The sequence below is a fragment of the uncultured Flavonifractor sp. genome, assembly GCF_944385615.1.
In the GTDB taxonomy this organism is placed as follows: Bacteria; Bacillota; Clostridia; order Oscillospirales; family Oscillospiraceae; genus Flavonifractor.
This window is the reverse complement of the sequence record NZ_CALWXV010000002.1, coordinates 41,820-66,865: the sequence shown is the minus strand read 5'-3', so window position 1 is coordinate 66,865 and position 25,046 is coordinate 41,820. Positions and strand designations below refer to the sequence as shown.

The following is a 25,046-nucleotide window of genomic DNA, read 5'->3' as shown; positions in this document are numbered from 1 at the left end:
GTTTCACTTCCCTTTTTGGAACCGGTTTCCTGTATTGGCACAGATGACCGCCCAGTCGTAGTTCTTCTTTTCCTTCGGGACGGCGGTATTGTAGCCCGCAATCCTGTATCAGCCCTGCCACCTGTCCAGCAGTTCTTCCACACAGTCCAGAAAAGCCCCTTCTCCAAAGGTATTGATCTTAAAAAATACCGCCTGGCTGCCGCCGGAGGTAATGGCGGACAGGAATAGACGGTTGCCCTCCCCTACCAGTGTCAGGTTGAGGCTGACCCGGTTGCCGCCCATCATGCTGTATCGCTCATAGACCCGCACAGCACAGCGAAACCCAACCCCATCATAGTCGCTGCTGTCCTCCCAGCTGGCCGAGGCGCTGCCGTTTAAAATACCGTCGTGGAGATAGTCCAGCAGGGCATTAAAATTTCCGGTCAGGTTTCGTTCCAATTTGGCCATGGATATACCTCCTTTTATAATAAGAGGTGAGCTGACAGACGATGGACAAGCATACAGACTCACCCTTTTACCATCTTCTTCAGGGCCTGCTTGATGATCTCCTCCAGGCTCAGACTGTCCACATCGATGCCTTTGAGGGCCATACCGATTTCGGCCTGAGAATACCCCAGCACCGCCAAGGCGGCGGCGGCCTCAGAGGACTTATTTTCCGGGATCACCGTCACGCCAGTGCCCCCATAACTCTCACCGCTGGGAGAAATCTGGCCTTTGGCCAGCTTATCTTTTAATTCCAGAATGATACGCTGGGCAATTTTCTTGCCGATGCCCTGGGCTATGGTAAGGGCCTTTTCATCTCCGGTGATAATACTCATGGCCAAAGATTCAGGGGTGGCGGCAGACAGAATGGATAAAGCCGCCTTGGGCCCCACACCCGATACCGAGAGCAAAAGCTGGAAGCAGTTGAGCTCGTTTTCGGTGGCAAAGCCGTAGAGCTCCATAGCATCTTCCCGGACGTTCAGGTGGGTATAAAGCTTGGCACTTTCTCCCTTTTTCAGAGCGGAAAGCGTATTATTGGTGGTACGGCAGGCGTAACCCACCCCACCGCAGTCAATAACTGCCAGATAAGGAGCGGTATGGGCCACAGTGCCTTTGACATAGTAAAACATAGCGGTTTACTCCTAATTCTTGCGTACAGCATACCGGCCGCTGCCTGGACGGGCAGCGTCAGGCCGCTGGAGACGGGAGGTATAAGACCGAGCGTGGCATAGGGCGATGGCTACAGCGTCGGCGGCGTCATCTGGTTTGGGGACATGTTTCAGGCCCAGCAGCCGTTTTGTCATGTCCATAACCTGCCGCTTCTCTGCCTTTCCATACCCTACCACTGCCTGCTTGACCTGGCTGGGGGAATATTCATAAATGGGTACCTGCCGCCGCTCTGCCGCCAATAGCAACACGCCACGGGCTTGGGCTACTCCGATGCCGGTGGTAATATTGTTGTTAAAGAAAAGTTCCTCGATGGCCATAGCATCTGGGCGGAATTGCTCCAGCAACAAGTCCATATCGTCGGCGATCTGCACCAGTCGGGTGGGCAGAGGTTCCCCCGCCGGGGTAGTGATGGCCCCACACTGGACCAGTCGCTGCTTCCCCCCTGCTGTCTCCACCAGTCCAAAGCCTACAATGGCAAAGCCGGGGTCGATCCCTAAAATCAGCATAGCGTCGGTTTCCTTCCTGTTTCCATACAAAATTTATTGTACCACGGTGGCAGAACCGGCGCAAGGTGGAATTGAGCTGTCTGGTAAAACAAGGCAACTTCTCCCATCGGAATACATGAAGGGCATTTTCGCCCCGATCAGCATAGAGTGGAAGGAAAAGGAGGAATGCAGATTGGCCGCAACAGGAACCATTCTGACCCGGGTTTTTACCTCCAGGGCTCAGATTCCGGTGGTTGGCGCCACCGTAGCTTTTACCCAACGGGGGACCGAAGGCCGCCATACCCTTTTGGCCCTGCGGGTCACAGACACCAACGGCCGCACCGCCCCGGTCCAGGTCAATACCCCAGACGCCACCGCCAGCGAATCTCCCGGTACCACCGCCCCCTTTGCCGTATGTGATATCTGGGTGGAATCTCCGGGCTATGAGCTTTTGGTGGTGGAAAACGTTCAGATTTTCCCAGACACGCAAACCCTTCAGGAGCTGGAAGTGATTCCACTGCCGGAGCGCTCCCCTACTCTGCTGCCGGAAACTCCCGTGAACGTCCCACCCCAAAATCTGTAAAGGAGGGATACCATGCCAGAACCTTTACCCATTACCCCCTACATACCTCAGTACATCACCGTTCATTTGGGCGCTCCCGGCTCCAGCGCGGAAAATGTCACCGTCTCCTTTCCAGAGTACGTCAAGAACGTGGCCTCCAGTGAGATCTATCCGACCTGGGAGACCGCCGCCCTCCAGGCCAACATCCTGGCCATCATCTCCTTTGCCCTAAACCGGGTATATACGGAGTTCTATCCCAGCCGGGGTTATCCCTTCAACATCACCTCCAGCACTGCCTATGATCAGAAATTCATCAAAGGCCGCAATATCTTTGAGAACATCAGCCAGTTGGTGGACGAGATGTTCAACTCCTACATCCGGCGCATTGGCTTTGTGGAGCCACTAGCCGCCAAGTTCTGCAATGGCACCACTGTTACCTGTGACGGCCTGTCCCAGTGGGGCAGTCAGGCTATGGCAGAGGGCGGCGCAGACTATATGACCATTCTTCGCTCCTATTATGGGGACAATATTGAGCTGGTGACCAATGCTCCGGTCCGGGGCATCCGCTACTCCTATCCTGGCTACCCCATCCGTCGCGGGGACAGCGGCGAAGCTGTCCAGCGCATCCAAGTCATGCTCAACCGCATTTCCAGGGATTATCCCGCCATCCCAAAAGTCTATCCGGTGGATGGTATTTTCGGCTCCGCCACCGAAGGCGCGGTAAAAAAATTCCAGGAAATCTTTGACCTTACCCCCGATGGCATTGTTGGCAACTCAACCTGGTATAAGCTGGTATTTCTTTATGTGGGGGTGTTGGATCTGGCAGAACTTATCAGCCAGGGCCAGACCTACTATCCCGGCAGTGGAGACCAGCCCTTCCCCAACGTATTGTCCGAGGGTGCCAGAGGCGACTCGGTAAAGGTGGTTCAGTATGTTCTGTCGGTGGTATCTGAGTTCTACGACAACATCCCCCGGGTGGCAATTGACGGCATTTATGGACCCGCCACCAAAAACGCTGTCATTGCCCTTCAGCGCATGAGCGGTCTGCCCCAGGACGGTATTATGGGACCCCAAAGCTGGATTGCGCTCTACCGGCTATACGCCGGCATTGTGGACACAGTGGAAACCTATACCAATGTAATTCCCGAGGAGTTCCGTCCTGACCTGCCTGAAAGCCAGGCCACCGGTCTGACTCAGTATCCCGGCCAGCCTATGACCTTAGGCTCTGCCGACCAGAGAGGAGCGTCCGCATGATCGTTCCACAGGAAATCCGCCTCATCGGTCAGCCTGTCCGCAGCCTCCAAACTATGCTGCGGGAGCTGTCCTTTCTCTATGACTTTCTGCCGCGGCTGACGCCGGACGGCGTTTTTGGAGAGCGCACGCTGGAAGCTGTGATGCTATTCCAGCGGGAATTCTTTCCCCCAGTCACCGGGCGGGTGGATCAAGCCACCTGGGATGCCATCGCCGCCCTTTACCTCCAGGCCAGGGCAAGGCTGAATGGTCCCATTCCCTGCCGTGGCTACCCCAATTGTGACTTTTCTGTCCAACCAGATCAGGATAGTATTCACCTCTATTTGGTGCAGTCCATGTTCCGGGCACTGGCTCGGCTGCTGGATGGTCTGGAATCCGCCCCGGTGACCGGCTATAACGATCCTGCCACTCAACATAACATCCGATGGGTACAGCGGCTAGATGGCCGGACTCAGACCGGCGTATTGGATCAAGACAGCTGGAATACCATCAGCCGGTTGTACACCCTGTTTATCACCTATGGTAAGGAATAGACCTTTTGATCCAAATACAAAGAAGGCCTGCCGCAAGTGTTTGCGGCAGGTCTTCTTTGTGATAATAGAAAGATCTTCCACCTTTCTTTACGTCTCGTGGTCCACAACCTTCATCTGTTTCAGGTTGCCAATCTTGTGGCTGCGGCGTTCCAGCTCGGCCAGTACTGCGTCCAGAGGGATATCCTGAGCGGCCATGAGTACCATCAGGTGATAGATCAGATCGGAGATCTCTCCCACCGTATCCTCCTGCTTACCGTTCTTAGCAGCGATGATGGTCTCGGCGCTCTCCTCCCCCACCTTCTTTAAAATTTTATCCAGGCCCTTGTCAAACAGGTAGCAGGTATAGGACCCCTCCTGTGGATCGCTCTTACGGCCCAGCACCACCTGATACAGGTCCCGCAAAATGGTATCGCTCATGGTTTCTCCTCCCAAATCATGTTGAAAAAGCAGCTTCTGGCCCCGGTGTGGCAGGTTGGCCCCTCCGGGGTACATAGATAGAGCAGGGTATCGGTATCGCAGTCGGTAACTATCTTCTTCACGTGAAGGAAGTGGCCGGAGCTCTCCCCCTTGTTCCACAGCTTCTGTCGGCTGCGGGACCAGAACCAGGCGGTTTTGGTTTTTAGGGTCAACTCCACTGCCTCTTTTTTGGTAAAACCCAGCATTAAGACCTCGCCTGTTTCCGCATCCTGGATAATAACAGGAATCAGGTCAGACTTTTGGAACAAATCGTCCAGCGCTATCATCATACTCACCTCAAAATTCCCAGGGCGGCTTCTTTTCCTTCCAATCCCAGGGATCTTCTCCACCACGCCGGTCTCTGCTGGCGGTCAACTTGTTCTGTCCGCCTGACGTAGTTGGCGTTGCTCGGCTGGTAGCAGTCCTCGGCTTGGACGGTTTCCGGTCCGGCGTTTGGGCAGGAGATTTCCGCCCTGTCAGCCGATGTACGTTGGTTTCTCCGACCAGATCAGAAAACAGATCAAAAATGTCGTCCAGCATACACTCGTCCCCCTTGTGTGATTATCGCACTGGGATCTGTCTGCTTTCAAGATACTCCTTGACCTGGGGTACTGTCAACTCCCCAAAATGGAATAAGGACGCGGCCAAAGCGGCATCGCAGTTGGTCTGCTCAAAAACTTCCGCAAAATGGGCCAGAGAACCGCAGCCGCCGGAGGCGATAACCGGGATGGAGACGGCATCTGTAACCGCTTTTGTCATAGCCAGGTCAAAGCCCGCCTTGGTTCCATCGGCATCCATGGAGGTGAGCAGAATTTCCCCCGCCCCCAGGGCCTCCCCTTTTTTGACCCACTCAATGAGGTCCATACCGGTGGGCTTGCGTCCTCCGGCCACCACTACCTCCCAAGTGCCGTCCCCACGGGCTCTGGCATCCACTGCCAGCACCACACACTGGGAGCCAAACCGCTCCGCAGCCTCGGAAATCAATTCCGGTCGGGCCACAGCCGCGGAGTTGACTGAGATTTTATCCGCCCCCGCCCGCAACAGTCGCTGAAAATCTTCCAACGTGCGGATGCCGCCCCCTACCGTTAGTGGAACAAAGACCTGAGCGGCGGTGCGCTCCACCACATCGGCCACAGTATCTCGTGCGTCGCTGGTAGCGGTGATGTCCAAAAAGACAATTTCATCCGCCCCTTGGTCGGAATAATATTTAGCCAGCTCCACTGGATCACCAGCATCCCGGATGTTAACAAAGTTAACCCCTTTCACCACCCGGCCGTCCCGCACGTCCATACAGGGAATGATCCGTTTGGCTAACACTGCTCCCCCGCCTCCTTTACCGCTGCCGCTAGGTCCACCGTCCCGGCATAATAAGCTTTGCCAATGATCGCTCCATAAAGGCCCATAGTGTTGAGCTGGTCCAAATCCGCATTGGAGGATACCCCACCAGAGGCCGTGATACGGCAGGCAACTGTTTTTTGTAAGGCCGCCAGCCGGTCGAAAGAGGGACCGGACAGCATACCATCTGTGGCAATATCCGTAAAGATAATCGTCTTTACACCCATTGTTTCCATGGACTTTGCAAAGTCCAGATAATTGAGGCCGGAGGACCGCTCCCATCCGGATGTCTTAACAATACCGTCCATGGCGTCAATGCCTACAGCAACGCGCTCACCATATTTCGCAGCGGCCTCTCGTACAAAGTCGGGGTCACTGACGGCGGCAGAGCCAATGACACAACGCCACACACCCAGAGCAAAGACGTCCTCCAAGTCAGCCATAGAGCGGATACCCCCTCCCAGTTCCACCTTCAGACCGGAGTCTTTTGCTACCGCTTGTACAATGGCTCCATTTTGTCGGGAACCGCTGCGGGCCCCGTCCAAGTCCACCATGTGGATGTAACGGGCCCCCGCCGCATAAAAAGCCCGGGCGGTGGCCAGCGGGTCATCTGCCACCTGGTGAGCCGTTGAAAATTCTCCCTTGTAAAGCCGAACAGCCTTACCATTTTTTAAGTCAATGGCCGGAAACAGGATCATACATTCAGCCCTCCAAAGTTCCGCAAAATTTGCAAACCAACCTCGCCGCTCTTCTCCGGGTGAAACTGACAGCCGTATACATTGCCATTCTGTACCGCCGCCACCACCGACACACCATAGTCAGTCTGTGCTATGACAGCAGCAGGGTCAGACGCCACACCACAAAAGGAGTGGACAAAGTAGACATAACTACCCTCCTCCACCCCAGCAAACAGGGGGGACGGATTGGGGAAACTCAGGCTGTTCCAGCCGATGTGGGGTAATTTCAAGCTTGTCTCAATCTTACGGACACAACCACTTACAAGGCTAAATCCTTTACACTCTCGCACCTCTTCTCCCCGGTCAAAGAGTAACTGCATACCCAGACAAATACCCAGAATGGGCTTCTGTTTTGCCTGGGCTACCAACACCTGGTCCAACCCGGTCCCCCGCAGTTTGTCCGCCGCATCGGGAAAGGCCCCCACACCGGGCAGGATGATGGCGTCGGCCAACTCCAGCTCCTTGGAATCGCTGGTAATACGGGTCTTTAGTCCCAGATAATCCATGGCATTGGTCACACTCTTGAGGTTGCCCACACCATAGTCCACAATCGCAGTATAGCCCATTACAGCACCCCCTTGGTGGAGGTAACGCCGGTGCCGGTGACCGCCGTCGCCTCTTTTACCGCCACACCCAGAGACTTGAAGAGAGCCTCGGTGATGTGATGGGCGTTCTTTCCATAGTGGCACTTCATATGTAAAGTTAATCCACTGTTCACCGAAAAGGCTCTCATGAACTCCTCGGTGAGGCAGGAATCATAGCTGCCAATCATAGGCTGGGGCATTTCCGCGTCAAACACCAGGAAGGGCCGGTTGGAAAAATCCAATGCGGTGAAGCACAGCGCCTCATCCATTGGGATAAAGGCGGAGGCAAAACGGCGGATTCCCTTTCGATCCCCCAGGGCCTCCTTCATGGCTTGTCCCAGAACGATACCTACGTCCTCCACCGTGTGGTGACCGTCTACTTCCAGGTCGCCCTTGACGGTCAGCTCCAGGCCCAGGCCGCCATAAAAGGCAAAGGCGGTGAGCATGTGGTCGAAAAAACCGATACCAGTATGGATCTCCACCGCTCCCCCCTCCAGGGACAGGGACAGCCTGATGTCGGTCTCCTTGGTAGTGCGGGTCAGTTGGGCTGTTCTCATAGTTATGCTCCTTTACTCAAACCGCACCCGGATGGAATTGGCATGGGCGGTGAGGTGCTCGGCCTCCGCCAGGGTAATGATCTGGTCCTTGATGGGGGCCAGACTCCCTTGGTCATATTGAATCACACTCATGGTCTTGAGGAAACTGTCCACACTGAGGGGCGAGAAGAATCGGGCAGTGCCGCTGGTGGGCAGCACGTGGTCAGGCCCGGCCAGATAGTCCCCCAGAGGCTCCGGGGACCATGCCCCCAGGAAGACGGCCCCTGCATTGCGGATCTGAGGCAGCAGGGCCCGCGGGTCCTCCGTCACAATCTCCAGATGTTCTGGAGCGATCTCGTTGGCCAGGGCGGCACAGCCGTCCAAATCGCCGCATACGATGGCACAGCCGAAGTCCCGCAGAGAGCACTCCATGATCTCGGAGCGGCTGAGGTAACCGGTCTGGCGAATAATTTCAGCATCCACCGCTTGGGCCAACTCCAAAGAGTCAGTGAGCAAGACAGCGGAGGCCAGCTTGTCGTGCTCGGCCTGGCTCAGCAGGTCGGCGGCCACAAACTTGGGATTGGCCTTGCCGTCGGCAATGACCAACACCTCGGAGGGTCCGGCCACCATGTCGATATCCAGCTTCCCGTAGGCCTGCCGCTTGGCAGAGGCCACATAGGCATTGCCTGGACCCACCAGCTTATCCACCTGGGGAATAAACCCGGCGCCATAAGTCAGGGCGGCCACCGCCTGGGCGCCTCCCACAGCGATGACCCGGTCCACCCCGGCGATCTTGGCGGCAGCCAGTACCGCGTCATTCAGATTCTCGGTAGGAGGCGTCACCATGACGATCTCCTCCACCCCCGCTACTTTGGCAGGCACTGCATTCATCAACACACTGCTGGGATAGGCCGCCGTGCCGCCGGGGACATAGATGCCCACCCGAGTGAGTCCACGGACGATGCGGCCCACTACGCCCCCATCGGGAGAGGTCCACTCTAAGGTGCGAGTCAGCAGCTTTTCGTTATAGTCCCTGATATTGGCGGCCGCACGTTCCAAGGCTGCGATCAGCGGCTGCGGGCAACGGTTATAAGCCGCCTCCACCTCTTCCCCGCTGATCTCCCGGGGCTCGGCTTTATCAAAGCGGAGCGAGTACTCCCGTACTGCCTCAAAGCCCGCCTCCTTTACCGTATTCATAATCTTGGCCACAGCGGCGTCGATAGCCTGGTTGGCCTGAGCCGCCCGGGCCTTCATGGCGCTGATCACCGTTTGCTCGGCGGAACCGTCCGCTTTCACAATTTGAATCATTTCCGTTTCTCCAATTCTCCCTCACACCGGGCAATAAAGTCTTCAATCTCTTTTTTATACAGCTTCATACTGGCGGTATTGACAATAAGCCGGGCGGACACCGGCGCCACATCCTCAATGGGTACCAAACCGTTGGCTTTTAAGGTAGCTCCCGTCTCTACGATGTCCACGATGGCATCCGCCAGATTCAAAATAGGAGCCAGCTCCACACTGCCCTCAATTTTAATGATATCCACATCCATGCCTTTCTTGGCAAAGAAGGAGCGGGTCACCTCTGGATACTTAGAGGCAATACGCCTGGTCTTATAAGTACCATAAAAGTCGCTCCCCTGCCGTACCGCAAGGGCGAACCGGCACCTGCCGAAGCCCAGGTCCAGCACCTCATAAAAGGAGCCTCCCTTTTCCAGGATGGTGTCCTTTCCCACGATACCCAGGTCACACACACCATGCTCCACATAGGTAATGACATCTGGAGCTTTGGCCAGCACCGCATCCAGGGGGTAATTGGGCAAACAGTGGACCAGCCGACGGCCGGGGTCCCGGATCGGAGTACAGTCCAGTCCCGCTGCCTCAAAAAGCTCCATACTCTTATCCAGCAGCCGCCCCTTGGTGATGGCGATTTTCAGCCGTTCACTCATACCCGCACCGTCCTTTCTCCGTCCTTATCATAGACCAGCACCGCCTCGGCCCCTTTATCCCGGGCCAGATTCAGACTGGACTCCAAGGTACGGCAGGGAGAGAGCTCACAGGTACCGGCAGGGCGGCCGTCCACCGCCTCCAGAGCCTGGGCCAGATAGCCCGGTTCATAGTGAACCACCGTGCGCAGCACCGGCAGGGCCAGTTCTGGCAAGGTGCGGGCCACCGCATCCACATCCACTGCAAAACCGGTGGCCTGGGCCTCCCGGCCGAAGGTACCTACCAGATTGTCGTATCGACCACCGGAGAGGACAGCATCTCCCGCCCCCTCCATATAGCCCCGGAATACTACGCCGGTATAGTAGTCGATCTGGTGAACCATACCCAAGTCAAAGCGGATGTACTGACCATAACCTGCGGCGGAGAGCTCGTCATACAGCTCAGAAAGGTAGTCCACTGCCGGGGTCTTGCCCGCCAGACGCTCCGCCTGAGCCAGCACTTCCACTCCACCGAAGAGACGGCTGAGCTGCTCCAGGGCGGCACAGGCTGGATTACCCTCATAGGGGGCCAGGAAATCCTTCAGAGCTGTAAAATTCTTGCCCTCGATCAGGCCCCGCATCTCCTCCACTTTTCCGCTCTCCAGCTCCAGCCGGCCGGCCAGCTCCCGGAAATATCCGGCGTGTCCCAGCTCCACATGGAACTTGGGCGCTCCGCAGCACCGTAAGGCGTCAATGGCGGTGACAATGATTTCCACATCCGCCTTTTTCCCTTTTGCCCCGATGAGCTCCACCCCGCACTGAGGGATCTCCCGGCTGCCGCCATTGTGGGCGGGATTGGAGCGGTAAACCGTCTGGTCGTAATAAAGACGCTGTGGCAGGGCCACCGCCTTCAGCTTGGTGGCCGCCACTCTGGCAATTGGGGTGGTGGAGTCTGGCCGCATCACGCAGAATTTGCCGCTGGGATCCCCCACCTTAATCATCCGCTCCTGCGGAATGGCGCTGCCCGACAGGGCAAACAAATCATAAAATTCCGTCTCCGGGGTGGAGACCTCCAAAAAGCCCCTCTGCCGGAACAAACGGGTCAGCCCTGTCTGCACCTGACGGCGCTCCTGGCACTCGGCAAATAGCCGGTCCCGGGTCCCCTCCGGGGTATTGATGATAATCGTCATGGGAACACTCCCTTTACTTTAGCACATTACCACGTTAATATACTGGATATTTATTGTATTGTCAAGGGCATCTTGGAAAAAAGTCAAACTTCTTTGATCCCATGACCAATAATCCCACTGAATCTACTCAGCAGCACCTGATAAAAACCCCTGCCGTCTGCGAAATGCAGGCAACAGGGGCTTTCTTCACATGTCCCTTAGAACCCGTCAAACAGGGTAATCTGGCTGGTATCCGGCATCCCATCCAGAGCACCCACCGCTTTCAGCTGCTCAATGTGGGTCTTGGAAACCTTGGGACAGGCGGCGGAGAACTCTTCAATCGAGATAAACTGCTTGCCCTGCCGCTGCTCCATGATGGACAGAGCCGCCGTCTCACCCAAGCCTGGAATGGAGGTAAAGGGAGGCAGCAGGGTCCCCTTCTCCATATTGGGCAGGAAATTGATGGCGTGAGAGCGGTATAGGTCCATGTGCTCAAAGGAAAAGCCCCGGAGATAAAACTCATAGACCACTTCCAGGGTGACCAGAGTATCCTCTTCCACTGGCGTGGGTTTCTCCTTGCTCTCGATCTCCTTCATTTTGGCCTTGCACACATCCATGCCCATGCACATACAGGTGGCATCAAAGGCTTTCGCTCGGATGGAAAAGAAGGCCGCATAGAACGCCAGCGGATGGTGGACCTTGAACCAGGCGATGCGGAAGGCCATCATAACGTAGGCCACAGCGTGTGCCTTGGGGAACAGATACTTGATTTTCTTACAGGAGCCAATATACCAATCCGGCACACCGGCGGCCTTCATCTCCTCCTCTGCTCCCTCGGGCAGACCTCTTCCCTTTCGCACCGCCTCCATGATTTTAAAAGAGCGCTTCTCCGGCATACCGCAGGAGATCAGGAAGATCATGATATCGTCGCGGCAGCCGATGGCCTGTCCGACAGGGATACCCTGATCCACCACCAAATCCCGGGCATTACCCAGCCATACGTCAGTTCCATGGGAGAAGCCGGACAGACGAAGCAGAATATCGAACTGGTGGGGCTGTGTATCCACCAGCATCCCCCGTGTAAACTTGGTGTTGAACTCTGGAATAGCCACGGCGCCGGTGGGGCCCAGAATGGGATCGTCCTCAAATCCCAGCACCTTGGAGGAGGTAAAGATACTCATGGTATCCTTATCGTCCAGTGGGATCGTCTGGGGATCTACCCCTGTCAGATCCTGGAGCATACGGATCATGGTTGGATCATCGTGTCCCAGCATGTCCAGCTTGAGCAGATTGGACTCCATGGAGTGATATTCAAAATGGGTGGTAATGATATCGCTGTTGGGATCGTCGGCAGGGTGTTGTACCGGGCAGAAGTCATAGATCTCCCGGTTCTGTGGAATGACTACCATGCCGCCGGGGTGCTGTCCGGTGGTGCGCTTGACGCCGCTGCATCCCAAAGACAGACGGTTTTCCTCCGCCCGTGTGCCGGTCATTCCCTTGTCGTCCAAATAGTGCTTGACATATCCAAAGGCAATTTTATCCTTTACTGTACCAATGGTGCCCGCCCGGAACACATGGGTTTGCCCAAACAGCTCAAAGGTATATCGATGGGCATTGGACTGATACTCGCCTGAAAAATTCAGGTCGATGTCGGGCACTTTGTCGCCGCCGAAGCCCAGGAAGGTCTCAAAGGGGATGTTGAAGCCGTCCTTGGCATAGGGCGTGCCGCATACAGGACATAAAGCATCAGGCATATCGGCACCGCAGCCGATGCCAAGCTCCTTGGCCGCCTCAAAGTCAGAGTGTTTGCACTTGGGGCAGCGGTAATGAGGCGGCAGAGAGTTTACCTCGGTAATACCAGACATGAAGGCTACCAGAGAGGACCCCACCGATCCACGAGAGCCCACCAGATAGCCATGGTCCAGGGAATCTTGTACCAGCTTCTGGGCCGACATATAAATAACGTCATATTTACACTTAATGATATCTCCCAATTCGGCGTTGATCCGGTCCACCACGATCTGGGGCGGCTCCTCACCATAAAGGGCTTTTGCTTTGTCCCACACCAATCGGGTCAATTCCTCAGCGGAATTTTCGATCTTAGGGGCAAACAGCCCCTTGGGCAGCGGTACCACATCCTCGCACCAGTCAGCCACCAAATTGGTGTTGCGTACCACCACCTCATAGGCCTTTTCCTTACCCAGATAGGCAAACTCGTCCAGCATCTCCTGAGTGGTCTTGAAATAGAGCGGCAGCGGAGAGTCGGCATCGTCAAATCCCTTGGAGGCCAACAGAATATGGCGGTAGATCTCGTCCTCTGGGTCCAAGAAGTGGACATCTCCGGTAGCACACACCGGCTTGTCCAGCGCTTCGCCCAGAGCCACTACAGTACGGTTAAAGTCCCGCAGCTCCTCCTGGCTTCTGGCGATACCCTTGCGGAGCATAAATGCATTGTTGCACAGGGGCTGAATCTCCAAAAAATCATACCAGGAGGCGATGCGCTTTAGTTCGCCCCACTCTTTCCGTTTCACAATAGCCTGGAACAGCTCGCCAGCCTCACAGGCGGACCCGATGATAAGGCCCTCCCGGTGCTGGTTGATAAGACTTTTAGGCATAATGGGATAGCGCTTGAAATAGTCCAGATAGGAGGCAGAGATCAGCTTGTACAGGTTGCGCAGTCCCAACTGGTTCTTAGCCAGCACGATCAGATGCTTGGGTTGCCGCTTGGCCTTGCCGCCGGAACGAAGCTTGGACATGGCCGGGTTGATCTGCTGCAGCGTGTGGACGCCCATATCCGTCAGCATACGGAAGAATGGCACCAACATATAACCTACCGTTGCCGCATCGTCATAGGCCCGGTGGTGATTGAATGCGGGAAGATTTAGGTGATTGGCCACAATGTCCAACTTGTATTTACCCAGGTCGGGCAACAGATTCTGGGCCAAAATCAGGCTGTCCAGCGAGGTGTTTTCAAAGGGGCGGCCCATACGGCGGCAGGCTTCCCCAATAAAGCCCATATCAAACTCCGCGTTATGGGCGGCCAGGGGCCGGTCCCCTACAAAGTCCAGAAAGGCGTTTACCGCCTCCTTCTGAGAGGGGGCCCCTTTCAACATCTCGTCAGTAATACCGGTGAGTCTGGTGATCTCCGTGGTCAGCGGGCGGCCTGGATCAGCGAAGGTGGAAAACTGCTCCACCACTTCCCCATTCCGCAGCACCACCGCACCAATCTCGGTAATGGCCTCGGTACGCTTATCCAGGCCTGTGGTCTCAATGTCAAAACAGACGATATCCTGTGTAAAGTCTTGCTCCTTGTCTCCGTGGATGACCACCCGGTCGTCCACGTCATTGATAAAGTAGGCCTCCACACCATAAAGGATTTTGATATTTTTAGCGGAGTGCCAAGCATTGGGAAAGGAGTGGGCCACGCCATGGTCGGTGATGGCAATGGCCCGGTGGCCCCACCGCTCTGCCCGCTTCACTACATTCTTATCCACTCCGATGGGGGAATCCATCTTGGACCCGACGGCAGTGAGGGCATCCATGGCAGACATATTGGTATGAAGGTGGAGTTCCACCCGTTTCTCAGGCGCGGTGTCAATTTTGGGTTCCTTTTTCCCCTCCATCACCGCAAAGGGCTCCAGCACCATATCGCCGGTAAACCGGTCAATATTCAGTTTACCTTGAATGTAAAGGTGTTGGCCTTTTTTCACACCATCTACCAAGGGTTTTCCCTCATCACCGGGGAAAAATTTATTGATACGTACAGAACCAGTATAGTCTGTCATATCAAAGGAGACCACCCAGGCGCCCCGCTTTTTCAGTTCCCGATGGTCCACCGCGAAGACATCACCCTCCACAATGACAGTGCCCATGTCCAGATCCAGGCTGCTCATAGGAACAGGTTCCTTTTTGATTTCATGACGGCCGTAAAGGAGTTTTCCTTTTCTCTCTTTAGAGGCTTTCTTCTCTGTGGGCCGGGCGGTCTTCAGATCTTCCAGCGCCTTGCGCCGGATCTCCTCCGTCCGCCGGAAGGCGGCGGCCGCCTCATCCTGCGGCTCTGGCATTTTTGGTGCAGCAGGTGTGGGCTCCTGTGTGGTAGGTACTGCCGGAGCAGCGGGAGCAGCCTGCTCCTCAACGGGAACGGAAAGTTCCAGTTCTACCTGCTCCACCCGATAGGTCAGGGCCAGGCTACGCTCGATCTGTCGGCGCAGCTTTTCCGTCGGCGGATTTTCGCACTCCACCTGGACCTTGATAGATCGGGTGTGCTTGTCGATGACCGCACGGGTGACCTGATAGTTCTGGACCATGGCCATCAGCTCCGCACTGGGACGCCAGGCAGAAAACAGCTTGAGAAATGGGATCTTTTGTGCTTCAGGCATAGGACACGCTCCTGCTTTACAGTTGGTCGATGAGGGCAAACAGCTCATCTACCAGTTGCTTCTGGGGAACCTTTTTGACAATCTCTCCTTTGCGGAAAAGCAGTCCCTCCCCCTGTCCCCCGGCAATGCCCACATCTGCTGCGGACGCCTCGCCGGGACCGTTGACCACACAGCCCATCACCGCTACGGTAATGGGCTTATGGACCTCCTTCAACCGCTCTTCCACCTGATTGGCCAGACCAATCAGGTCGATGCGGGTACGGCCGCAGGTGGGACAGGATACCAGATTGGGCTCGTTCTCTGCCATACCCAGAGCCTTGAGGATATCCCGGGCCGCATACACCTCCTCCACCGGGTCAGCGGACAGGGACACCCGCAGAGTGTCGCCAATGCCCAGGGCCAGCAGGCCTCCGATGCCAATGGCCGACTTGATAGTTCCCATCTGGGTGGTACCGGTCTCCGTGACGCCAAGGTGCAGCGGATAATCGCTTTTCTCACGCATCAAACGGTAGGCCGCCATGGTGGTGACCACTGAGGAGGATTTGAGGGAGACACAGATATCGTGGAAGTCGTACTGTTCCAGCAGGGCGATATGGCCAAAGGCCGACTCCACCAGGGCCTCCGGTGTCACTCCACCGTATTTGGCCAGCAGAGGCTTTTCCAGAGAACCGCCGTTGACCCCGATGCGGATGGGAAGGTTTCTCGCTTTACAGGCCTCCGCCACCGCCTGAACCCGGTCCTCTCCCCCAATGTTGCCGGGATTGATGCGCACCGCGTCACACCCCTCCTCTACGCAGGCCAGGGCCAGCTTATAGTCGAAGTGAATGTCCACCACCAAAGGGATATGGATGCAAGCCTTGATGGCTCCCACCGCTTTGGCCGCATCCAGGTCGGGCACTGCCACCCGAATGATCTGGCAGCCCGCCTCCTCCAGCCGGTGGATCTGATCCACTGTGGCCGTAATATCGTCAGTGCGGGTATTGGTCATGGACTGAATGGTAATAGGGGCGCCGCCGCCCACCGGGACGCCGCCCACAAGAATCTGTCTTGTCATTTGTGCTCCTCCCCGTTAAAACAGCTTGATGACGTCGTTAACCGCCACCACTACCATCAAAGCAATCAAGCAGCAGAAGCCGGCGGCATTCACATAGCCCAGGTACTTCTCGTTGATTTTCTTTCGGGTAATGAGGCGATAGATCCCGCCTACAAATACAAAGAGGATCTGTCCCCCATCCAAAGCGGGAATGGGCAGCAGGTTCATCACCGCCAGGTTGATGGCAATCAGGGCAGTAAAGTCCAGAATATTGATGACCAAGCCAAACAGGCCTGCCGCCGCCGCGCCGGCCTGACCCACATCACCCGCCACCGCCACGATACCGATGACGCCGGACATCTCATTGAGACCTGCCGCACCGGTAATCAGATCGCCCAGTCCCATCCACACCATGCGGACATAGTCCACCGCCTGATACCAGGTATTTTGCAGCAGAGTCAGAGGGGTGTCCTCCCGGAACTCTCCCACATAGATTCCCCGCTTTTCCACCTGATTGCCGTTTTCATCGGTAAGCAGCCGGTAGGGCAGGCTGATAGTGCCCAGATCCACCTTCTCTCCATCTCTCAGTACCACCACATCCACCTGTTCTTTGGCTCGTTCCAGGAAGAGAAAGGCGTCGGTCTGAAAATAGACCCGGTGGCCGTCGATGGTATAAAACTGGTCGCCGGGCTGGAGTCCGGTCTGAGCAATGTCCTCGGCACCTGTCATAAATCCGGTGACCACCGGCATGGATGGGCTGCCTGCGGCGATAAAGATGATAAGGATGAGCACCACACCGGCTACAAAGTTCATAAAGGCTCCAGCCACCAGGATAATCAGTCTTTTCCATCCCGCCTTATTGCCGAAGGCCCGTGGATCGTCAGAGGATTCTCCCTCCCCCTCCATCGCACAGAAGCCGCCGATGGGGAAAGCCCGCAGGGTATACAACGTCTCCCCTTTTTCTTTGGACAACAGCTTGGGCCCCATGCCGATGGCAAATTCGTTTACCTTCACGCCCAAGGATTTGGCAGCAATGAAGTGGCCAAACTCATGGATGGCAATGAGGAATCCGAAAAACAGGATGGTCAGTACAATGGAAAGAACGCTCATAGGCACCTCTAAGTCAAATTACTTGCCTGCCAGTTCGCGGGCAGCCCGGTCCGCCGCCAGCACTTCTTCCAGAGTGGGCGACTGCACCACCGGCACCCCGGCCAGAGCTCGCTCCACCCGCTTGGCAATATCTCCAAATGGAATCTTTCCCTCCAGAAACAGGCCCACTGCTGTCTCATTTGCTCCATTGAGGACCGCTGTGGCGGTACCGCTGGTTTTAGCGGCCTCCAGAGCCAGAGACAGGCAGGGGAAGGCCTCATAGTCCGGGGCATGGAATGTCAGTGGCGGACAGGTCAGCAGATCCAGGGGTTTTGCCACCGCCTGGGTACGGGCAGGCCAGGTCAGGGCATATTGAATGGGCAGGCGCATATCAGGAATCCCCATCTGAGCCAGCACCGCATTATCACAGTATTCCACCATGGAGTGGATAATGCTCTCCCGGTGGACCACAATGGAGATTTTCTCCGGCGGCATACGGTAAAGCCGCATGGCTTCAATAAACTCCAGCCCCTTGTTCATCAGTGTGGCCGAATCCACCGTGATCTTAGCCCCCATGGACCAGTTTGGGTGGTTCAAAGCCTGCTCTATAGTGGCGGAGGCAATGCGCTCCTTCTCCCACCCCCAGAAAGGGCCGCCGGAGGCGGTCAAAATCAGGCGCTTGACCTCCCCCCTGTTCTGGTTACCCTGAAGACATTGGAAAATAGCGGAGTGCTCAGAATCCACCGGTACGATCTCCGCACCAGACCGGTCCGCCCCATCCATCACCAGCTCCCCGGCACACACCAGGGTTTCCTTGTTGGCCAGGGCGATCCGTTTGCCCTGCTCCACTGCGGCCAGAGTGGGCACCAGTCCCACCATGCCCACCACAGCAGTGAGTACGGTGTCCGCCGCCTCTATCGTAGCGGCCTCTATCAGTCCCTCCGGGCCTTGGGCCACTTGGACAGGTGTATCTGCCAGCCTGATCCTCAGCTCAGCGGCAGCGGATGGGTCCATCATCACCGCCAGAGCAGGCCGGAACCGGCGGCACTGCTCCTCCATCCGGTTCACGTCCCGGTTCGCGGTCAGTGCGGCCACAGTCATGCCACAGGCGGCAATCACATCCAGTGACTGCCGCCCGATGGAGCCGGTAGAACCCAGCAACGAAATGCAATTACTCATAGTCAGCCCCCCACAGCGGGCAGGAATTGGATCAGCAGCTCAATCAGAGGCGCACAGAAAATCACGCTGTCAAAACGGTCCAGCACGCCGCCATGTCCGGGAAAGATATTGCCGAAATCCTTAAGTCCATATTCCCGCTTGATATAGGAAAAGGACAGGTCGCCCAGTTGGGACACCACACTGCCCAAGGCGCCGTACACAATCAAATAGAAATAGTTGACCGAAACAGAGAAGCCCATCTGAAGCACCACGCCGTAGACCACCGCACTTACAATGGCCCCCACAAAGCCGCCAATGGCCCCCTCCACCGTCTTCTTGGGAGAGAGCTCCGGAGCCAGCTTATGCTTGCCGAAGGCCATGCCTGCAAACAGGGCGAAGGCGTCGCTGAGAAAGGCCACCAGAAAGGGCAGAATAATCAGAAACTGCCAGTGCTCCATCTGACGGATGCGCAGCAGCGAGGACAGAAAGAATGGGATAACGACGCTGAGGAAAAATGCGCCACCCATCTTCTCCAGGGTAATCCGCTTGTGGCTGGCGATAGCCTCCGCAAACAGAAGCACCACATAGACAAACATACCGCACAACGCGGGCATCAGCGCCCCGCTGTAATAGACCCAAAACGGGACCAGACCAGCCAGCACAAGGGAATAGCCAGAGATGCGGGTATGCTTCAGAAAACCAGTGGACCACAGCACCTCATGCACCGCGATCATGGACAGTCCGGCCACCAAAATGGGCAAAACCACCGGATAGACCGGAGAAACACCATAGATTGCCACGGCAAGCAGCGGGATAAAGATCACCGCCACCATGATTCGCTTCCCCACTCAGACACCTCCAAATCGGCGGGAGCGGCTCTGATAGGCCGCAAGCGCCTTGTGCAGCTCTTCCTTGCTGAAATCGGGCCACAATACATCGGTATAGTAGAACTCCGCATAGGCTGACTGCCATAGCAGGAAGTTGGAGATCCGAATCTCTCCGCTGGGCCGGATCACCAAATCGGGGTCGGGCACCCCGGCGGAATAGAGATAGCCGGAAAAATCCTCTTCCGTCAGAGCTTGCGGGTCTTTCTTCCCCGCCAGACAGTCTGCCGCAAAGGCCCTGGCCGCCCGGACAATCTCATCCCGACCGCCATAGTTGAAGCACACATTGACCTGCATTCCATTGTATCGGGTGGAAATATCGTCAGTGCGGACGGTAAGCTGCCGCAGTTCTGGCGGAAGGGCCTCCAAATCGCCAAAAAAGTGCAGTCGAATCTTATCCCGCTCCATCTTTTCAATGGACTCCAGCAAATACTTTTTCAGCAGTCCAATGATGGCGGAGACCTCCTCCATCGGCCGTTTCCAGTTTTCCGTGGAGAATGCGTACACGGTCAGATACTCCAGCCCGATTTTCTGGCAATAGGTGGCAATGGTACGAAAGGTCTCCGCCCCAGCGGCGTGGCCTGCAGTGCGGGGCAGTCCCCGCCGCTTGGCCCAACGACCGTTTCCATCCATAATAATCGCCACATGGCGGGGCAAATGGTCGAAATCCACCTCCGCCAGCTCCGTCTTTGGTTTGAATAATGCCATGCTTAAACCCGCCTATACGACACCAATGCGGGACGCGTCAGGCGCCCCGCACCGGGTCTATGTTCATTTTACTCAGACCGCCATCAGTTCCGCCTCTTTCTTAGCGGTCAGATCGTCGATCTCCTTGCAGCGCTTGTCGGTGAGATCCTGGAGTTCCTTCTCATAATCCTTCCGATCGTCCTCGGTCATCTCGCCCTTCTTCTCCTGGGCTTTGAACTTCTCCATGGCGTCCCGGCGGATGTTGCGGATGGCTACCTTGCCGTTTTCGCCATACTTCTTCACCTGCTTGGACAGCTCTCTGCGGCGCTCCTCCGTGAGCTGGGGGAAGGAAAGGCGGATCACCCGGCCGTCATTCTGGGGATTGATGCCCAGGTCAGAGGTCTGGATGGCCTTCTCGATGGCCTTCAGCAGCGTGCTGTCCCACGGCTGGATCATCAGAGAGCGGGGATCAGGGGAGGAAATGGAGGCCACCTGATTCAGGGGGGTGGGCGCGCCGTAGTAGTCCACCGTAATCTTATCCAGCACGGCGGCATTGGCCCGACCGGCCCGGACGCTGGCGAAATCGCTCATGACCACGTCGATGGTTTTCTGCATCTTAGCGTCAAATTCTTTGTTGAGTTCTTTCATTTCACGGTTCCTCCTTGACGATGGTTCCGATTTTTTCGCCCATGACCACCCGCAGAATGTTTTCGGGGTCCTTGAGCGCGAACAAGATCACCGGGATCTTGTTGTCCATAGACAGGGATGTGGCGGTAGAATCCATTACCTCCAGATGTTGGGCCAGTATGTCGTCATAAGTGATGGTGTCATACTTCACCGCATTGGGGTCCTTTCTGGGATCTGCGGAGTACACACCGTCAATATTCTTGGCCAGCAGAATAGCGTCGGCGTCGATCTCAGCCGCCCGCAGCACCGCGGCGGTATCCGTGGAGAAGAAGGGATTGCCAGTGCCGCAGCCAAAGATGACCACCCTCCCCTTCTCCATGTGCCGGATGGCTTTGGAGCGGATGTAGGGCTCGGCGATGGAGCGCATCTCAATGGCGGTCTGCACCCGTACGTCCACGCCCTTCTGCTCCAGCATATCGGCCACAGCCAGCGCGTTGATGGTGGTGGCCAGCATACCCATGTGGTCGGCCCGGGTACGCTCCATCCGATCGCCGCCGTCCTTCAGGCCCCGCCAGAAGTTGCCCCCGCCTACCACGATACCCACCTGGACACCGGCGGCTACACACTTCTTGATGACGTCGCAAACACTGCCGATCACATCGAAGTCCAGCCCCCGACTGGCCTCGCCGGCCAGCGCCTCGCCGCTGACCTTTAGAAGAATCCGCTTGAACTGCGGTTCACTCATATGTTCAACCCCTTTTTCGGAAAATCATGCTATCTTATTTTAATATAGTTTTCCATTTTTGCATAGAGGTTAGGCTAAAGTTTTTCAAATTATTCGCATTTTGACCATTCTATCCTGTAAAATTTGTTAAAGGCCCCGGACCTTGGCTCAAAGGGGCCATAATCCGGGGCTTTCCTTTTTATTTCGGTCTGTTTCGCCACCTCAGCAACAGGGCGGAATTGAGGATAACCGCTACCGAGCCTGCGTTATGGACCAGCGCCCCTACCACCGGGTTCAAAATACCGGTGATAGCCTATAGTTGTCAAGCCAATATAAAAGGCCGACCGGCATCAAAGTGCCGGTTGGCCTTATCCAATGAAGTTAAATTCCCCTTGCCTGTTTGATCAGGGCAACCGCCTCATCTTTGGTCAATGTCCGCCCCGTGGACAGCACCCTGCCATCCACTACCAACGCAGGTGTGGTCATAACACCATAAGCGGCAATCTGAGCAAAATCAGTAACATGGCCCACCACCGGCTCCATGCCAAGTTCAGTCAACGCCTGCCGGGTGACCTCCTCCAGAGCATTACATTTGGCGCAGCCGGAGCCCAGCACCTTTACAGCTGCATCGGCGTGTTCCTCCACATACTTTTTCTTCTGAAACAGTCCCATATTGGTTCCTCCTTATAAAATAACACTTTGAAACAGATTGAACAGATAACCCACCACAATGATCCCCACTGTACAAACGATCAGAAAGGCCGCCAGCAGTCTTGGCTTTACCACCTTACGCAATAAAATGAGGGAGGGCAGACTCAACGTAGTGACCGCCATCATAAAGGACAGAACAGTGCCCAGCTGAGCTCCTTTGGACAACAGCGCTTCAGCGATAGGGATGGTGCCAAAAATATCGGCGTACATGGGCACGCCCACCAAAGTAGCCAACACCACACCCAATGGATTCCCATCTCCCAGGACCACTTCGATCCAATGCTTCGGGAGCCAGTTGTGGATCACCGCTCCCACCCCAACGCCCAGCAGAACATAGGGAAATACTTTGCGGAAGGTAGCAATCATCTGTCCTTTGGCATATCCTAGCCGTTCCCGCTGAGTAGGGCTGTGCCCTTCCTCTTCCAGCACCGTGGCTTGGCGTACAAAGTCCTCCACATAGCGATCCATCCTCAGCTTTTCCAGCAGCGTCCCCCCTGCCACCGCAATGAGCAGACCTACCACCACATAAAGGACCGCCACCTTGGCACCAAAAATACTCATCAGCAATACCAGGCTGCCTAGATCCACCATAGGAGACGAGATCAAAAAGGAAAAGGTCACGCCGATCGGCAGTCCCGCACTGGTAAAACCCATAAACAGCGGAATGGAAGAACAGGAGCAGAAAGGGGTCACCGTACCCAGCAGCGCAGAGAGTAAATTGGCCCAGATTCCATGAAACCGCCCTAAAATCCGGCGGCTTCGCTCCGGCGGAAAGTAGCTTTGCAGGTAAGAAACCAGAAAAATCAGGGTACACAGCAGAATTGTGATCTTGAGCACATCATAGCAGAAAAAGTGCAGACTGCCGCCCCAACGAGTAGTCAAGTCCACCCCCAGTGCCTCCAGCCCCTTACCAATCAAAGCCTCCAGCCATTTTATACCCAAAATTTGATCTTGGACAAATTGCCACCCAGCAGCGACTTGTTCCATTCTATCGCTCCTCTCATATCAAATATTTTTGATGTATTTGGCAGAAAAAAGCAGCTCATCACGCTTTTGGCGTGGTCAGCTGCTCCAGCAGACGGACAGCATTGGCACATCCAACTGAGCTAAGCCGGTAATGAGTCCACTTTCCCTCCTGCCGACTGTCCACCAAGCCGGACTGACACAGGATCTTCATATGATAGGATACTGCCGACTGCCCCAATTCCAGCTGATCCATCAGCACACAAGCACACTTCTCCCCACCTTGCAGCAGCTCCAGGATCGCCAGCCGTTTGGGGTCACATAGCGCTTTGAATACCTTGGCATTGCGCTGGTGGACGCTGTCCATACCGCTCACCTCACATCAAATCTTTTTGATGTATTGTATGATAGCGCTATTGTTCTGCTTTGTCAAGGGCTAAACATAATTTCGACAAAATAAAAGAGGAACGGCTGCCGTTCGGCAGCCGTTCCCTTTCAAAGCAGTATGTATGTTTCAGTCTGACACAAAAACCTGGAGGGTGGAGGTCAGATTGCGTCCGGGGCTGGCCAGCACCTTTCCGTCATAATACATAGCGGTAGAAGCACCACCGTCCAGATTGATGGCGTCCACACAGCCAAGCGCAAGCATCAGATCCCGCATCTGATTCATGTTGGCCGCCTTCACATTGACCAGAAGCAGTTTGCCGTCGGTCGTGCTTCCCACAGCGGTCCGTGGCGTAACCATAGTAGTGAACCGGGCCTCGCTGAAATTGGGGTCCAGCTGGGTGTATTTCACCCCATCCTGCACCAGCCGGGGGGAACCGGAAACCATAGTCTGTACATCTTCTATGGCAAAACCTTCCGCATCAGCAGTGTAGAGATAGGGTTCGATCATAACCTTGCGGCCCATCTCAGGCTGCTGATAGTAAGAGGTGGAAATAACGGCGGTGCTGGAGTACAGCACAAAGCCATTGGACGGGATAGTTACCGTCTCGCCGGTATTGACCGACCGGTAGTTAGTGGTTACCCCGTTTTCCACGATAAGCACTGCGCCGGGATAGGTCACCGGGAAGGAGGCGCCCCGAGCCGGGGTATAAATCACCGACTGGTTATTAAACTGCTTGAGCACATTGACCTCAAAGCCAGACCACTGCTGAGCTGTGCCGCCATCTACCGTCTTTACCCGATAGAACATGGCCGGGCGACCATAGCGCATCTCATTGGAGCTGGTAATGCCCAGCGAAGAAATGCCGCTGCTGCCATAAGCAAACTGGCCGTTCACCATCAGGTGGCCGATGGGGTCCTGAACGGCGTTGTTACTGTTGAAAAAGTTGGCGTTGACCACCGCTACCGCGCCGGAGCCGGACGCAATGGACTGGAAACTGGCAGGCGAGTTCAGCTTGCCATTGCTCAGGGCGGCTTTAACGCTGACTCTGGGGTCTTTCATGTTGACAGTGATCACGTTGGCGCTCACCGTACCAGAGGCCAGCGTATAGCTTTTACTGGTCAGGGTTACCGGGTTCTCTTTGGGTTTGGTCTTCTCCACCAGCTTTTGGACCTGGGGCAGAGCGGTCAGACTGCTCTGATCCAAGGACCCGTTGGACACCACCACGATCTGGTTGGTGCCCTCCCACTCCACATTCAGGCCCAGGTTTTCACTGACAAAACGCACCGGCACAAAGGAGCGGTTATTCTTGGCCCGCATAGGCACATCCATCAACACTTCTTCCCCGTTGACCAATGCCACCGTAGAGTCATATTCCAACTCTACGGAGATACCGTCCAACGAGCACCGCACACCGTTAGTCTCCGGCACCCATTCCACAGAGCCGCCAAAGGCCTCGATCATCCGACGAATGGGCAGCATGGTGCGTCCATTCTCCGCCATCAGCACCACAGCACTGCTGGACTCGTCAATCTGGGTCACAGTGTCTCCGATGACACACCAAGGGCTGTTAAGGCGCATGGTAATCACCAAATCGGACTGCGCAGCAGCCGCGGCCGGGACCAGCCCCACCACCAGCAGCAACGTGATCAGCAATGACAATAAGCGACGTTTCATGAATTCC

28 protein-coding genes are annotated in these 25,046 nt (G+C 55.9%); 3 read left to right on the top strand and 25 right to left on the bottom strand.

Annotated elements, in window-relative coordinates:
* Window positions 1-108 precede the first annotated feature (108 nt).
* The 3 genes from Q0J75_RS01495 to ruvC are packed head-to-tail and all read right to left on the bottom strand — an operon-like array spanning window position 109 to window position 1,658.
* Window positions 109-447 carry a DUF6054 family protein gene (locus Q0J75_RS01495; protein WP_297196046.1) on the bottom strand — a complete coding sequence of 113 codons (339 nt, stop codon included), beginning with the start codon at window positions 445-447 and terminating at the stop codon, window positions 109-111.
* Between the two features lie 59 nt (window positions 448-506).
* A complete protein-coding gene (gene ruvA, locus Q0J75_RS01490; RefSeq protein WP_297196045.1) occupies window positions 507-1,112 on the bottom strand; it encodes a Holliday junction branch migration protein RuvA in 606 nt (201 codons plus the stop codon).
* 12 nt (window positions 1,113-1,124) lie between these two features.
* The gene (ruvC, locus tag Q0J75_RS01485) at window positions 1,125-1,658 is read right to left on the bottom strand and encodes a crossover junction endodeoxyribonuclease RuvC (protein WP_297196043.1); all 534 of its coding nucleotides are present in this window, start codon (window positions 1,656-1,658) and stop codon (window positions 1,125-1,127) included.
* A gap of 172 nt (window positions 1,659-1,830) precedes the next feature.
* Here ruvC and Q0J75_RS01480 point away from each other — a divergent pair, with 172 nt between their 5' ends.
* The 3 genes from Q0J75_RS01480 to Q0J75_RS01470 are packed head-to-tail and all read left to right on the top strand — an operon-like array spanning window position 1,831 to window position 3,983.
* Entirely contained in the window at window positions 1,831-2,220 is a 390-nt protein-coding gene (locus Q0J75_RS01480) for a spore cortex-lytic protein (RefSeq protein WP_297196040.1), read from the top strand.
* A 12-nt stretch (window positions 2,221-2,232) separates the two neighbouring features.
* Entirely contained in the window at window positions 2,233-3,453 is a 1,221-nt protein-coding gene (locus tag Q0J75_RS01475) for a peptidoglycan-binding protein (protein ID WP_297196038.1), read from the top strand.
* Window positions 3,450-3,983: a peptidoglycan-binding domain-containing protein gene (locus tag Q0J75_RS01470; protein ID WP_297196036.1), complete on the top strand. Its 534-nt coding sequence runs from the start codon at window positions 3,450-3,452 to the stop codon at window positions 3,981-3,983. Before Q0J75_RS01475 ends, Q0J75_RS01470 begins: the two co-directional genes overlap by 4 nt.
* A gap of 87 nt (window positions 3,984-4,070) precedes the next feature.
* On the opposite strand, the gene hisE is transcribed toward Q0J75_RS01470, so the two are convergent.
* The 22 genes from hisE to Q0J75_RS01360 form a co-directional block, all read right to left on the bottom strand.
* A complete protein-coding gene (gene hisE, locus Q0J75_RS01465; RefSeq protein WP_297196033.1) occupies window positions 4,071-4,400 on the bottom strand; it encodes a phosphoribosyl-ATP diphosphatase in 330 nt (109 codons plus the stop codon).
* On the bottom strand, window positions 4,397-4,726 hold the full coding sequence (gene hisI, locus Q0J75_RS01460) for a phosphoribosyl-AMP cyclohydrolase (RefSeq protein ID WP_297196145.1): 330 nt from the start codon (window positions 4,724-4,726) through the stop codon (window positions 4,397-4,399). The genes hisE and hisI overlap by 4 nt, the downstream gene beginning before the upstream one ends.
* A gap of 10 nt (window positions 4,727-4,736) precedes the next feature.
* Complete coding sequence (locus tag Q0J75_RS01455) at window positions 4,737-4,979, bottom strand: hypothetical protein (protein ID WP_297196032.1); 243 nt, start codon at window positions 4,977-4,979, stop codon at window positions 4,737-4,739.
* A gap of 21 nt (window positions 4,980-5,000) precedes the next feature.
* Window positions 5,001-5,756, bottom strand: coding sequence for an imidazole glycerol phosphate synthase subunit HisF (gene hisF, locus Q0J75_RS01450; RefSeq protein ID WP_297196031.1), 756 nt, complete (start codon window positions 5,754-5,756; stop codon window positions 5,001-5,003).
* Window positions 5,750-6,472 carry a 1-(5-phosphoribosyl)-5-[(5-phosphoribosylamino)methylideneamino]imidazole-4-carboxamide isomerase gene (gene hisA, locus Q0J75_RS01445; RefSeq protein ID WP_297196030.1) on the bottom strand — a complete coding sequence of 241 codons (723 nt, stop codon included), beginning with the start codon at window positions 6,470-6,472 and terminating at the stop codon, window positions 5,750-5,752. Before hisA ends, hisF begins: the two co-directional genes overlap by 7 nt.
* Window positions 6,469-7,077 (bottom strand): imidazole glycerol phosphate synthase subunit HisH, encoded by a 609-nt coding sequence (gene hisH, locus Q0J75_RS01440; protein ID WP_297196028.1) that lies wholly within the window; start codon window positions 7,075-7,077, stop codon window positions 6,469-6,471. Before hisH ends, hisA begins: the two co-directional genes overlap by 4 nt.
* The gene (gene hisB, locus Q0J75_RS01435; RefSeq protein WP_297196026.1) at window positions 7,077-7,652 is read right to left on the bottom strand and encodes an imidazoleglycerol-phosphate dehydratase HisB; all 576 of its coding nucleotides are present in this window, start codon (window positions 7,650-7,652) and stop codon (window positions 7,077-7,079) included. Before hisB ends, hisH begins: the two co-directional genes overlap by 1 nt.
* Before the next feature lie 12 nt (window positions 7,653-7,664).
* Window positions 7,665-8,939 carry a histidinol dehydrogenase gene (gene hisD / locus Q0J75_RS01430; protein ID WP_297196024.1) on the bottom strand — a complete coding sequence of 425 codons (1,275 nt, stop codon included), beginning with the start codon at window positions 8,937-8,939 and terminating at the stop codon, window positions 7,665-7,667.
* On the bottom strand, window positions 8,936-9,577 hold the full coding sequence (hisG, locus tag Q0J75_RS01425) for an ATP phosphoribosyltransferase (protein ID WP_297196022.1): 642 nt from the start codon (window positions 9,575-9,577) through the stop codon (window positions 8,936-8,938). The genes hisD and hisG overlap by 4 nt, the downstream gene beginning before the upstream one ends.
* Window positions 9,574-10,743 carry an ATP phosphoribosyltransferase regulatory subunit gene (hisZ, locus tag Q0J75_RS01420; RefSeq protein ID WP_297196020.1) on the bottom strand — a complete coding sequence of 390 codons (1,170 nt, stop codon included), beginning with the start codon at window positions 10,741-10,743 and terminating at the stop codon, window positions 9,574-9,576. Before hisZ ends, hisG begins: the two co-directional genes overlap by 4 nt.
* A gap of 197 nt (window positions 10,744-10,940) precedes the next feature.
* A complete protein-coding gene (locus Q0J75_RS01415; RefSeq protein WP_297196018.1) occupies window positions 10,941-15,101 on the bottom strand; it encodes a PolC-type DNA polymerase III in 4,161 nt (1,386 codons plus the stop codon).
* Window positions 15,102-15,117: 16 nt separating this feature from the next.
* The gene (ispG, locus tag Q0J75_RS01410) at window positions 15,118-16,155 is read right to left on the bottom strand and encodes a flavodoxin-dependent (E)-4-hydroxy-3-methylbut-2-enyl-diphosphate synthase (RefSeq protein WP_297196016.1); all 1,038 of its coding nucleotides are present in this window, start codon (window positions 16,153-16,155) and stop codon (window positions 15,118-15,120) included.
* Between the two features lie 15 nt (window positions 16,156-16,170).
* Window positions 16,171-17,244, bottom strand: coding sequence for a M50 family metallopeptidase (locus Q0J75_RS01405; RefSeq protein ID WP_297196013.1), 1,074 nt, complete (start codon window positions 17,242-17,244; stop codon window positions 16,171-16,173).
* Between the two features lie 18 nt (window positions 17,245-17,262).
* Window positions 17,263-18,402: a 1-deoxy-D-xylulose-5-phosphate reductoisomerase gene (locus Q0J75_RS01400; protein WP_297196011.1), complete on the bottom strand. Its 1,140-nt coding sequence runs from the start codon at window positions 18,400-18,402 to the stop codon at window positions 17,263-17,265.
* A gap of 2 nt (window positions 18,403-18,404) precedes the next feature.
* Complete coding sequence (locus Q0J75_RS01395; protein WP_297196009.1) at window positions 18,405-19,229, bottom strand: phosphatidate cytidylyltransferase; 825 nt, start codon at window positions 19,227-19,229, stop codon at window positions 18,405-18,407.
* Window positions 19,230-19,973, bottom strand: a complete 744-nt coding sequence (locus tag Q0J75_RS01390; RefSeq protein ID WP_297196007.1) for an isoprenyl transferase — start codon at window positions 19,971-19,973, stop codon at window positions 19,230-19,232.
* Window positions 19,974-20,045: 72 nt separating this feature from the next.
* On the bottom strand, window positions 20,046-20,600 hold the full coding sequence (gene frr, locus Q0J75_RS01385) for a ribosome recycling factor (protein ID WP_297196005.1): 555 nt from the start codon (window positions 20,598-20,600) through the stop codon (window positions 20,046-20,048).
* Between the two features lies 1 nt (window position 20,601).
* Window positions 20,602-21,324, bottom strand: coding sequence for a UMP kinase (gene pyrH, locus Q0J75_RS01380; RefSeq protein ID WP_297196003.1), 723 nt, complete (start codon window positions 21,322-21,324; stop codon window positions 20,602-20,604).
* A gap of 360 nt (window positions 21,325-21,684) precedes the next feature.
* A complete protein-coding gene (locus Q0J75_RS01375; protein WP_297196001.1) occupies window positions 21,685-21,975 on the bottom strand; it encodes a thioredoxin family protein in 291 nt (96 codons plus the stop codon).
* A gap of 12 nt (window positions 21,976-21,987) precedes the next feature.
* Complete coding sequence (locus Q0J75_RS01370; protein WP_297195998.1) at window positions 21,988-23,001, bottom strand: permease; 1,014 nt, start codon at window positions 22,999-23,001, stop codon at window positions 21,988-21,990.
* Between the two features lie 58 nt (window positions 23,002-23,059).
* Complete coding sequence (locus tag Q0J75_RS01365) at window positions 23,060-23,344, bottom strand: ArsR/SmtB family transcription factor (RefSeq protein WP_297195995.1); 285 nt, start codon at window positions 23,342-23,344, stop codon at window positions 23,060-23,062.
* A 147-nt stretch (window positions 23,345-23,491) separates the two neighbouring features.
* Window positions 23,492-25,039 carry a stalk domain-containing protein gene (locus Q0J75_RS01360; RefSeq protein WP_297195993.1) on the bottom strand — a complete coding sequence of 516 codons (1,548 nt, stop codon included), beginning with the start codon at window positions 25,037-25,039 and terminating at the stop codon, window positions 23,492-23,494.
* Between the last annotated feature and the right edge of the window lie 7 nt (window positions 25,040-25,046).

What these genes read in the sequence shown, in the direction of transcription:
- Q0J75_RS01405 (WP_297196013.1), bottom strand. Translation starts at nt 17,244, where the DNA reads ATGAGCGTTCTTTCCATTGTACTGACCATCCTGTTTTTCGGATTCCTC.
- hisZ (WP_297196020.1), bottom strand. Translation starts at nt 10,743, where the DNA reads ATGACGATTATCATCAATACCCCGGAGGGGACCCGGGACCGGCTATTT.
- Q0J75_RS01495 (WP_297196046.1), bottom strand. Translation starts at nt 447, where the DNA reads ATGGCCAAATTGGAACGAAACCTGACCGGAAATTTTAATGCCCTGCTG.
- pyrH (WP_297196003.1), bottom strand. Translation starts at nt 21,324, where the DNA reads ATGAGTGAACCGCAGTTCAAGCGGATTCTTCTAAAGGTCAGCGGCGAG.
- hisE (WP_297196033.1), bottom strand. Translation starts at nt 4,400, where the DNA reads ATGAGCGATACCATTTTGCGGGACCTGTATCAGGTGGTGCTGGGCCGT.
- Q0J75_RS01400 (WP_297196011.1), bottom strand. Translation starts at nt 18,402, where the DNA reads ATGAGTAATTGCATTTCGTTGCTGGGTTCTACCGGCTCCATCGGGCGG.
- Q0J75_RS01375 (WP_297196001.1), bottom strand. Translation starts at nt 21,975, where the DNA reads ATGGGACTGTTTCAGAAGAAAAAGTATGTGGAGGAACACGCCGATGCA.
- hisA (WP_297196030.1), bottom strand. Translation starts at nt 6,472, where the DNA reads ATGATCCTGTTTCCGGCCATTGACTTAAAAAATGGTAAGGCTGTTCGG.
- ruvA (WP_297196045.1), bottom strand. Translation starts at nt 1,112, where the DNA reads ATGTTTTACTATGTCAAAGGCACTGTGGCCCATACCGCTCCTTATCTG.
- hisB (WP_297196026.1), bottom strand. Translation starts at nt 7,652, where the DNA reads ATGAGAACAGCCCAACTGACCCGCACTACCAAGGAGACCGACATCAGG.
- Q0J75_RS01455 (WP_297196032.1), bottom strand. Translation starts at nt 4,979, where the DNA reads ATGCTGGACGACATTTTTGATCTGTTTTCTGATCTGGTCGGAGAAACC.
- ispG (WP_297196016.1), bottom strand. Translation starts at nt 16,155, where the DNA reads ATGACAAGACAGATTCTTGTGGGCGGCGTCCCGGTGGGCGGCGGCGCC.
- Q0J75_RS01475 (WP_297196038.1), top strand. Translation starts at nt 2,233, where the DNA reads ATGCCAGAACCTTTACCCATTACCCCCTACATACCTCAGTACATCACC.
- Q0J75_RS01390 (WP_297196007.1), bottom strand. Translation starts at nt 19,973, where the DNA reads ATGGCATTATTCAAACCAAAGACGGAGCTGGCGGAGGTGGATTTCGAC.
- ruvC (WP_297196043.1), bottom strand. Translation starts at nt 1,658, where the DNA reads ATGCTGATTTTAGGGATCGACCCCGGCTTTGCCATTGTAGGCTTTGGA.
- Q0J75_RS01470 (WP_297196036.1), top strand. Translation starts at nt 3,450, where the DNA reads ATGATCGTTCCACAGGAAATCCGCCTCATCGGTCAGCCTGTCCGCAGC.
- Q0J75_RS01415 (WP_297196018.1), bottom strand. Translation starts at nt 15,101, where the DNA reads ATGCCTGAAGCACAAAAGATCCCATTTCTCAAGCTGTTTTCTGCCTGG.
- hisD (WP_297196024.1), bottom strand. Translation starts at nt 8,939, where the DNA reads ATGATTCAAATTGTGAAAGCGGACGGTTCCGCCGAGCAAACGGTGATC.
- Q0J75_RS01365 (WP_297195995.1), bottom strand. Translation starts at nt 23,344, where the DNA reads ATGGACAGCGTCCACCAGCGCAATGCCAAGGTATTCAAAGCGCTATGT.
- Q0J75_RS01360 (WP_297195993.1), bottom strand. Translation starts at nt 25,039, where the DNA reads ATGAAACGTCGCTTATTGTCATTGCTGATCACGTTGCTGCTGGTGGTG.
- hisG (WP_297196022.1), bottom strand. Translation starts at nt 9,577, where the DNA reads ATGAGTGAACGGCTGAAAATCGCCATCACCAAGGGGCGGCTGCTGGAT.
- frr (WP_297196005.1), bottom strand. Translation starts at nt 20,600, where the DNA reads ATGAAAGAACTCAACAAAGAATTTGACGCTAAGATGCAGAAAACCATC.
- hisI (WP_297196145.1), bottom strand. Translation starts at nt 4,726, where the DNA reads ATGATAGCGCTGGACGATTTGTTCCAAAAGTCTGACCTGATTCCTGTT.
- hisH (WP_297196028.1), bottom strand. Translation starts at nt 7,077, where the DNA reads ATGGGCTATACTGCGATTGTGGACTATGGTGTGGGCAACCTCAAGAGT.
- Q0J75_RS01370 (WP_297195998.1), bottom strand. Translation starts at nt 23,001, where the DNA reads ATGGAACAAGTCGCTGCTGGGTGGCAATTTGTCCAAGATCAAATTTTG.